This window comes from Acidovorax soli, from assembly GCF_014207955.1.
Lineage (GTDB): Bacteria > Pseudomonadota > Gammaproteobacteria > Burkholderiales > Burkholderiaceae_C > Acidovorax > Acidovorax soli_A.
The window spans coordinates 104200-111244 of record NZ_JACHLK010000019.1; the positions used below are offsets into that span (position 1 = coordinate 104200).

5 protein-coding genes are annotated in these 7045 nt (G+C 65.9%); 1 reads left to right on the forward strand and 4 read right to left on the reverse strand.

Annotated features, from left to right (window positions below):
- Positions 1 to 319 precede the first annotated feature (319 nt).
- From HNP48_RS30775 to HNP48_RS30790, 4 genes are read right to left on the reverse strand one after another with little or no spacing between them, the layout of a single operon-like run.
- Positions 320 to 1975, reverse strand: coding sequence for an ABC transporter ATP-binding protein (locus tag HNP48_RS30775; protein ID WP_184864578.1), 1656 nt, complete (start codon positions 1973 to 1975; stop codon positions 320 to 322).
- On the reverse strand, positions 1972 to 3069 hold the full coding sequence (locus tag HNP48_RS30780) for an ABC transporter permease (RefSeq protein WP_184864580.1): 1098 nt from the start codon (positions 3067 to 3069) through the stop codon (positions 1972 to 1974). The genes HNP48_RS30775 and HNP48_RS30780 overlap by 4 nt, the downstream gene beginning before the upstream one ends.
- 4 nt (positions 3070 to 3073) lie before the next feature.
- Positions 3074 to 4108, reverse strand: coding sequence for a microcin C ABC transporter permease YejB (locus tag HNP48_RS30785; protein ID WP_184864583.1), 1035 nt, complete (start codon positions 4106 to 4108; stop codon positions 3074 to 3076).
- A 47-nt stretch (positions 4109 to 4155) separates the two neighbouring features.
- Positions 4156 to 5970, reverse strand: coding sequence for an extracellular solute-binding protein (locus HNP48_RS30790; RefSeq protein WP_184864585.1), 1815 nt, complete (start codon positions 5968 to 5970; stop codon positions 4156 to 4158).
- Between the two features lie 133 nt (positions 5971 to 6103).
- Here HNP48_RS30790 and fabI point away from each other — a divergent pair, with 133 nt between their 5' ends.
- The gene (gene fabI, locus HNP48_RS30795) at positions 6104 to 6895 is read left to right on the forward strand and encodes an enoyl-ACP reductase FabI (RefSeq protein ID WP_184864587.1); all 792 of its coding nucleotides are present in this window, start codon (positions 6104 to 6106) and stop codon (positions 6893 to 6895) included.
- Positions 6896 to 7045: the final 150 nt, after the last annotated feature.

A 7045-nucleotide genomic window follows, 5' to 3' on the forward strand; every position in this document is an offset into this window, starting at 1 on the left:
CACAGGAAGAATAATCCTGTTTGTTGCTCAAAAAATAGGTAAAAACCCTAGGCCCACCCTGCGATCCCGCACGGTGGGAACGCGGCGTTGCCCCGCCGGGTGCCCATTCGGCGGGGATGTTTGTGCAGAGGACTTCGAGCCCCCGGATGCCTTCAGGGCACGGGGCTATGGAGCAGGGTTGCGCTGGCCAACGGCCGGATGACCAGGCGCAGACAGGCAAGCTACTGCTGACGGCCGCAGGGGCCTGCCAGGCAGTGCATGAGGTGCGTGAGAAATAGGCTCCCGCGCAGCGGGCAGGCCAGGGCGGGGGCCGCGGCCCTCAATCCAGCCCGGCGGACTCCACCAAGCGCTGGGTATAGGGGTGCTGCGGCGCGTCGAGCACCCGGCCCACGGGGCCGCTTTCGAGCACCTGACCGTCCTTCATCACCAGCACCTCGTGCGCCATGGCGCGGATGACCTGCACGTCGTGCGTGATGAGCAGATAGGCCAGGCCCTTTTCCTTCTGCAGGCGCTGCAGCAGCTTGAGCACCTGCTGCTGGATGGTGACGTCGAGCGCGCTGGTGGGCTCATCGAGCACCAGCAGCTCGGGCTGCACGATGAGGGCGCGCGCAATGGCCAGGCGCTGGCGCTGGCCGCCCGAGAACTCATGCGGGTAGCGCGCCAGCAGGCCAGGGAACTGCGCCTCGGTCAGGCCGACCTCGGCCAGCGCGGTTTCCACCCGCGCGCGGCGTTCGGCCACGCTGAGCATGGGCTCGTGCACGCGCATGCCCTCGCCCACGATTTCCTCCACCGTGAGGCGCGGCGACAGCGACGAGAACGGGTCCTGGAACACCACCTGCACCTTGCGGCGCAGCTGCTGGTTGGCGGGCGAGTTGCGCATGGCAGGGGCCTGCCAGCCCTGCCCCGCCACGGTGAGCGATCCACCATGCGGCAGCAACCCCAGGATGGCCTGGGCCAGCGTGGATTTGCCTGAGCCCGACTCGCCCACCACGCCCAGCGTACGGCCCGGCGGCAGCGCCAGGCTGGCCCCCTGCACGGCCACGAACTCGCCCTTGCTGAACCAGCCGCGCACGCCCGGCAGCGGCGTGGGGTAGACCACGCGCAGGTCGCCGGCCTGCAGCACAGGCGGCGTACCGGGCGCGGTTTCGGCCTCGACCACATCGCGCTGGGGCTGGCTTTGCATGAGCTTGCGGGTGTAGGCGTGCTGGGGTGCGCCGAACACCTCGGCCACGGCGCCCTGCTCCACCAGCACGCCCCGCTCCATCACGGCCACACGGTCGGCAAAGCGGCGCACCAGGTTCAAATCGTGCGTGATGAGCAACACGGCCATGCCGGTCTGGCGCTGCAGGTCACTGAGCAGATCGAGGATCTGGCCGCGCAGCGTCACGTCGAGCGCAGTGGTGGGCTCGTCGGCCAGCAGCAGCTGCGGCTCGCTGGCCAGGGCCATGGCGATCATGGCGCGCTGGCGCTGCCCGCCCGAAAGCTGGTGCGGAAAGCTGTTTGCCCGTCGTGCGGGCTCGGGAATGCCGGTCTTGGCCAGCAGCTCGATGGCGGCCTGGGCGCACTGCGCGCCCGTGAGGCCCTTCTTGAGCTGCAGGATCTCTGCAATCTGCTGGCCCACGGTCATCAGCGGGTTCAGTGCCGTCATGGGCTCCTGGAAGATCATGGCGATGTCGCCACCGCGCACGCCACGCATCTCGCGCTCGCTCAGGGCCAGCAGGTCGCGCCCGCGCAGCAGGGCCTGGCCTGTCACTCTGGCATCGCCGGCCAGGCGCAGCAGGCTCAGCGCGGTGATGGTCTTGCCCGAGCCGGACTCGCCCACCAGGGCGAGCTTTTCGCCCGGGGCGATGGTGAAGCGGGCGCCGCGCACCACTTCCTTGGGGCCGAAGTGGACGTGCAGGTCGCGCACGTCGAGCAAGGGTGCCCCCGCGGGGGGCAGCGAGGACACGCCAGTGCCGAGCGTGGGGGTCGTCATTTATCGGCCTTCCGGGGGTCGAGGGCATCGCGCAGCGCATCGCCCATGAAGGTCAGCAGCAGCAGGGTGACCACCAGCACGGCAAAAGTGCTCAGCGAGATCCACCAGGCGTCGATGTTGTTCTTGCCCTGGCTCAGCAGCTCACCCAGGCTGGGGGTGCCTGGCGGCACGCCCAGGCCCAGGAAATCGAGCGCCGTGAGCGACAGGATGGCCGCGCTCATGCGGAACGGCAAAAAGGTGACCACGGGCGTCAGGCTGTTGGGCAGGATGTGGCGCCAGATGATCTGCGTGTTGCTGACCCCGAGGGCGCGCGCCGCCTTCACGTAGTCGAGCTGGCGGTTGCGCAGGAACTCGGCACGCACGTAGTCCGACAGGCCCATCCAGCCGAACAGGGAGAGCAGGATGAGCAGCAGCGAGATGCTGGGCGCGAACAGCGCACTGAAGATGATGAGCAGGTACAGCTCGGGCATGGAGCCCCAGATCTCGATGAAGCGCTGGAAGGCCAGGTCCGTCTTGCCGCCGAAGAAGCCCTGGATGGCGCCGGTGAGGATGCCCAGCACCGTGCCGATGAAGGTCAGCGCCAGGCCGAACAGCACGCTCACACGGAAACCGTAGATCAGCTGGGCCAGCATATCGCGCCCTCGGTCATCGGTGCCCAGCCAGTTGTCGCGCGTGGGCGCCGAGGGGTTGGGCTCCTTGGCGAAGTAGTTGAGCGTGGTCGGGCCGTAGGTGTTGAGGGTGTAGATCACCCAGTTGTCGCCTGCACTCAGCCGCTGCTGGATGAAGGGGTCCAGGTAGTCCGTGGGGGTTTCGAAATCACCGCCGAAGGTCTTTTCGGGGTAGGTCTGGAGCATAGGGAAATAGGTCTTCCCCTCGTAACGCACGACGAGCGGCCGGTCGTTGCTGACCACCTCGGCGGCCAGGCTGATGGCCACCAGCACGCAGAAGATCACCAGGCTCCAGAAGCCCAGTCGGTTGCGCTTGAAGCGCAGCCAGGCCCGGCGCGAGGGAGAAAGGGACACGGGGGTCGGTGGACTTGCCGTCGCCGGTGTGCCGGCAGCAGCGCTGGTGGGGCTTGCAGAGGGCGCGTTCATGCGGTCAATCGAACTTGACGCGGGGGTCTACCCACACATAACAGAGGTCGCTGATGAGCTTGGTGACCAGGCCGATCAGGGTGAACAGGTAGAGCGTGCCCAGCACCACGGGGTAGTCGCGGCGGATCACGCTCTCGTAGCCGAGCAGGCCCAGGCCGTCGAGCGAGAACAGGGTCTCGATGAGCAGCGAACCCGCGAAGAAGGCGCCGATGAAGGCCGCCGGGAAGCCCGTGATGATGGGAATCAGCGCATTGCGGAACACATGCTTCCAGAGCACCTGCCGCTCCGACAGGCCCTTGGCCCGCGCCGTCAGCACATACTGCTTGCGGATCTCTTCGAGGAAGGCGTTCTTGGTGAGCATGGCCGTCACGGCAAAGCTGCCCGCCACCATGGCCGTGACCGGCAGCGTGATGTGCCACAGGTAGTCCACGATGCGTGCGCCCCAACTGAGCTGCTCCCAGTTGGACGACACCAGCCCGCGCAGCGGGAACCACTGCAATTGCCCACCAAAGACCACCAGCAGCGCCACGCCGAGCACGAAGCCCGGTATGGCATAGCCCACCAGGATGAGCAAGGTGGTGACCAGATCGAAGCGCGAGCCCGCGCGCACCGCCTTGGCCACCCCGAGCGGCACGGCCACCAGATAGCTGATGAAGAAGGTCCACAGGCCCAGGCTGATGGAGACCGGCAGCTTCTCCTTGACCAGTTCCCAGACGTTCTTGTTCTGGAAGAAACTCTTGCCCAGGTCGAAGCGCGCGAACTGGCCCAGCATGATGAAGAAGCGCTCGTGCGCCGGCTTGTCGAAGCCGTAGAGCGCCTTGATCTGCTCCACGCGCTTGGGGTCCACGCCCTGGTCGCCCCGGTAGGCCATGCCACCGCCCTCCGCGCCCCGCCCCTTGCCGGCGGCGGCCCGTGCCTCGGCCATGTACTGCTCCACCGGGCCGCCGGGCACGAACTGGATCACCGCGAAGGTCAACAGCAGGACACCCAGCAAGGTGGGCAGCATGAGCAGCAGGCGTTTGGCGATGTAGGCAAGCATGGCGGGTGGCTGGGCTTTCTGTCAGGGCTGCATCGGCTTGGCTGCTGTCATGGCTTGGTGCTCCACCACGAGAACATCAGCCATTCCTCGGCCTTGGCGTAAGGGGGCATGGGCTCCTTGTAGGCCAGGCGCTGCTGGTTGTAGACCACGCGGTGCGATGACAGGGTCCACTGCGGAATCAGGTAGTGGCTGTGCATGATCACGCGGTCCAGCGCGCGGCAGGCGGGCAGCAGTTCGGCCTTGGTGTCGGCGCGGGTCAGCTTGGTGACGATGGCATCCACAGCTGGGCTCTTGACCCCGGTGTAGTTGGCAGCGCCCTCGACATCGGCCCGCTTGCTGCCGAAATACTCCTGCATCTCCTGGCCCGGGTTGTAGGAGCCCTGGAAGGCCAGGCTGATCATGTCGAAATCGAACTTGTCCAGGCGCTGCTGGTACAGGGCAAAGTCCACCGTGGCAAAGCGCAGGGTGATGCCCAGCTTTTCCAGGTTGCGGATCCAGGGCGAGACGGTGCGGGCCCCGCCCTCCTTGCTGTCCAGGAACTCGATCACCATGGCATCGCCCTTGGCGTTGCGCAGGGCCCCGTCGCGGTAGGTCCAGCCTGCATCGGCCAGCAGTTGGCGCGCCCGGCGCAGGTTCTCGCGCAGCGAATGGCCCTCGCCCTCCGTCACCGGCGGCCGGTACATGGGGCCGAACACGGCGTCGGGCACCTTGCCGCGCCAGGGCTCGAGCAGCTTAAGTTCTTCGGGGCCGGGGGTGCCGGTGGCCTGGCAGTCGGTGTTGCCGAACAGGTCGGTCACACGCGGGTAGCCGCCATAGAACATCTGGCGGTTCATCCACTCGTAGTCGATGGCCAGGCCCAGCGCCTCGCGCACACGCGGGTCGCTCAGCATGGGCCGGCGGGTGTTGAGCACGTAGCTCTGAAAGCCCGCAGGCAGGCGGTGCTTCATGTCTTTCTTGACCAGCACGCCCTGCTTGAAGAGCTTGCCGTCGATGCGGCGTGCCCAGTCGCCGGCCGAGTACACGGTCATGAAATCGAACTCACCGGCCTTCACGGCCTCCAGCCGGGCCGTGTTGTCCTTGTAGATCTTGACGGTGATGGCATCGAAATTGAACGCGCCCTTGTTCACGTTCAGGTTGCGGCCCCAGTAGTTCGGGTCGCGGGCGTAGGTGATGTCGCGCCCGAACGCCACCGGCCCGATGCGGTACGGGCCACTGCCGATGGGCGTGTCGGTCACGATCTGGTCGAAAGGCTTGGCCTTGCCGTCCGGCTGGCGGCCCCAGGCGCGGCTGAAGATGGGCAGGCTGCCCACCGTCAAGGGCAGCTCGCGGTTGGGCAGCTTGAAGCGAAAGCGCACCGTGCGCTTGTCGACCACATCCACCCCAGCCACCTCCTGCAGCAAGGTGGCATAGCCCGGCGAGGCCTGCGGGCTGATCAGCATCTCGTAGGTGTGCTTGACGTCGGCCGCCTCCACCGGGCTGCCATCGTGGAAGCGGGCCTCGGCGCGCAGGCGGAAGGTGGCGCTCAGCCGGTCGGTCGCCACGTCCACGTCCTCGGCCAGCAGGCCATAGCCCGAGGCGGTTTCGTCCATGGAGCCGGTGAGCAGGCTTTCGAACACCAGGTCCGACAGGTAGGCCGGCGGCGAGCCCTTCATGGTGAAGGGGTTGTACTTGTCGAAGGTGGAGTAGCGCAGGTTGCTCACCATGCGCAGCTCGCCCCCCTTTGGTGCATCGGGGTTCACATAGTCAAAGTGGGCAAAGCCGGCGGGGTATTTGAGATCGCCCCAGAGTGCATAGCCATGCGCTGCCCAGGCAGCAGGAACAGCGCAGCAACCCATCAGCAAAAAAGTGAGCCAAGACCGCATGCGACAATTCTGCACTACGTTCGGCCGGCTCTGCAGCGAATGGCGCATATCCATACGCGTGGTTAACCCGGCCCTTCATCGCTACCCCTGCATATTGATTGCATTACCCCAAAATTCCAAAGGAGAACGAACCATGGGTTTTCTGACCGGCAAGAAACTGCTCATCACCGGCGTGCTGTCCAACCGCTCCATCGCCTACGGCATCGCCAAGGCCTGCCACGCACAGGGCGCAGAACTTGCCTTCAGCTACGTGGGCGAGCGCTTCAAGGACCGCATCACCGACTTCGCGGCCGAGTTCGACTCCAAACTGGTTTTCGACTGCGATGTGGGCAGCGATGAGCAGATCGACCGCATGTTCGCCGACCTGGCCCAGGTGTGGCCCAAGTTCGACGGCTTCGTGCACAGCATCGGCTTCGCCCCGCGTGAAGCCATCGCCGGCGATTTCCTGGAAGGCCTGTCGCGCGAGTCGTTCCGCATTGCGCACGACATCAGCGCCTACAGCTTCCCGGCCATGGCCAAGTCGGCCCTGCCCTACCTCAACGAGAAGTCTTCGCTGATCACGCTGAGCTACCTGGGCGCCCTGCGCACCATCCCCAACTACAACACCATGGGCCTGGCCAAGGCCAGCCTGGAAGCCAGCGTGCGCTACCTGGCCGAAGCCCTGGGCCCCAAGGGCATGCGCGTGAACGGCATCAGCGCAGGGCCGATCAAGACGCTGGCTGCGAGCGGGATCAAGGATTTTGGCAAGCTGCTGTCGATGGTGGCGGATTCGTCCCCTCTGCGCCGCAATGTGACCATTGAGGACGTGGGGAATGTGGCGGCGTTTTTGCTGTCGGATCTGGCCAGCGGCATGACGGCCGAGATCACGTATGTGGATGGTGGGTTCAGCCAGACGGCTGGGGTTAGCCGCGACACCGTGGGCTGATTCTTTTTCTTTTGAAGCTTCACGGCTTTGTGGCTGTGGTTGCTTCTGTTTTTCTTTGAGGGCGGAGGCCGGGTCTCGGCCCGGCGGCCGAGGTACTTGTTCTTTGCTTCGCCAAAGAAAAGTACCCAAAAGAAAGGCGACCCCGCTGCC

What these genes read in the sequence shown, in the direction of transcription:
- HNP48_RS30775 (WP_184864578.1), bottom strand. Translation starts at nt 1,975, where the DNA reads ATGACGACCCCCACGCTCGGCACTGGCGTGTCCTCGCTGCCCCCCGCG.
- HNP48_RS30780 (WP_184864580.1), bottom strand. Translation starts at nt 3,069, where the DNA reads ATGAACGCGCCCTCTGCAAGCCCCACCAGCGCTGCTGCCGGCACACCG.
- HNP48_RS30785 (WP_184864583.1), bottom strand. Translation starts at nt 4,108, where the DNA reads ATGCTTGCCTACATCGCCAAACGCCTGCTGCTCATGCTGCCCACCTTG.
- HNP48_RS30790 (WP_184864585.1), bottom strand. Translation starts at nt 5,970, where the DNA reads ATGCGGTCTTGGCTCACTTTTTTGCTGATGGGTTGCTGCGCTGTTCCT.
- fabI (WP_184864587.1), top strand. Translation starts at nt 6,104, where the DNA reads ATGGGTTTTCTGACCGGCAAGAAACTGCTCATCACCGGCGTGCTGTCC.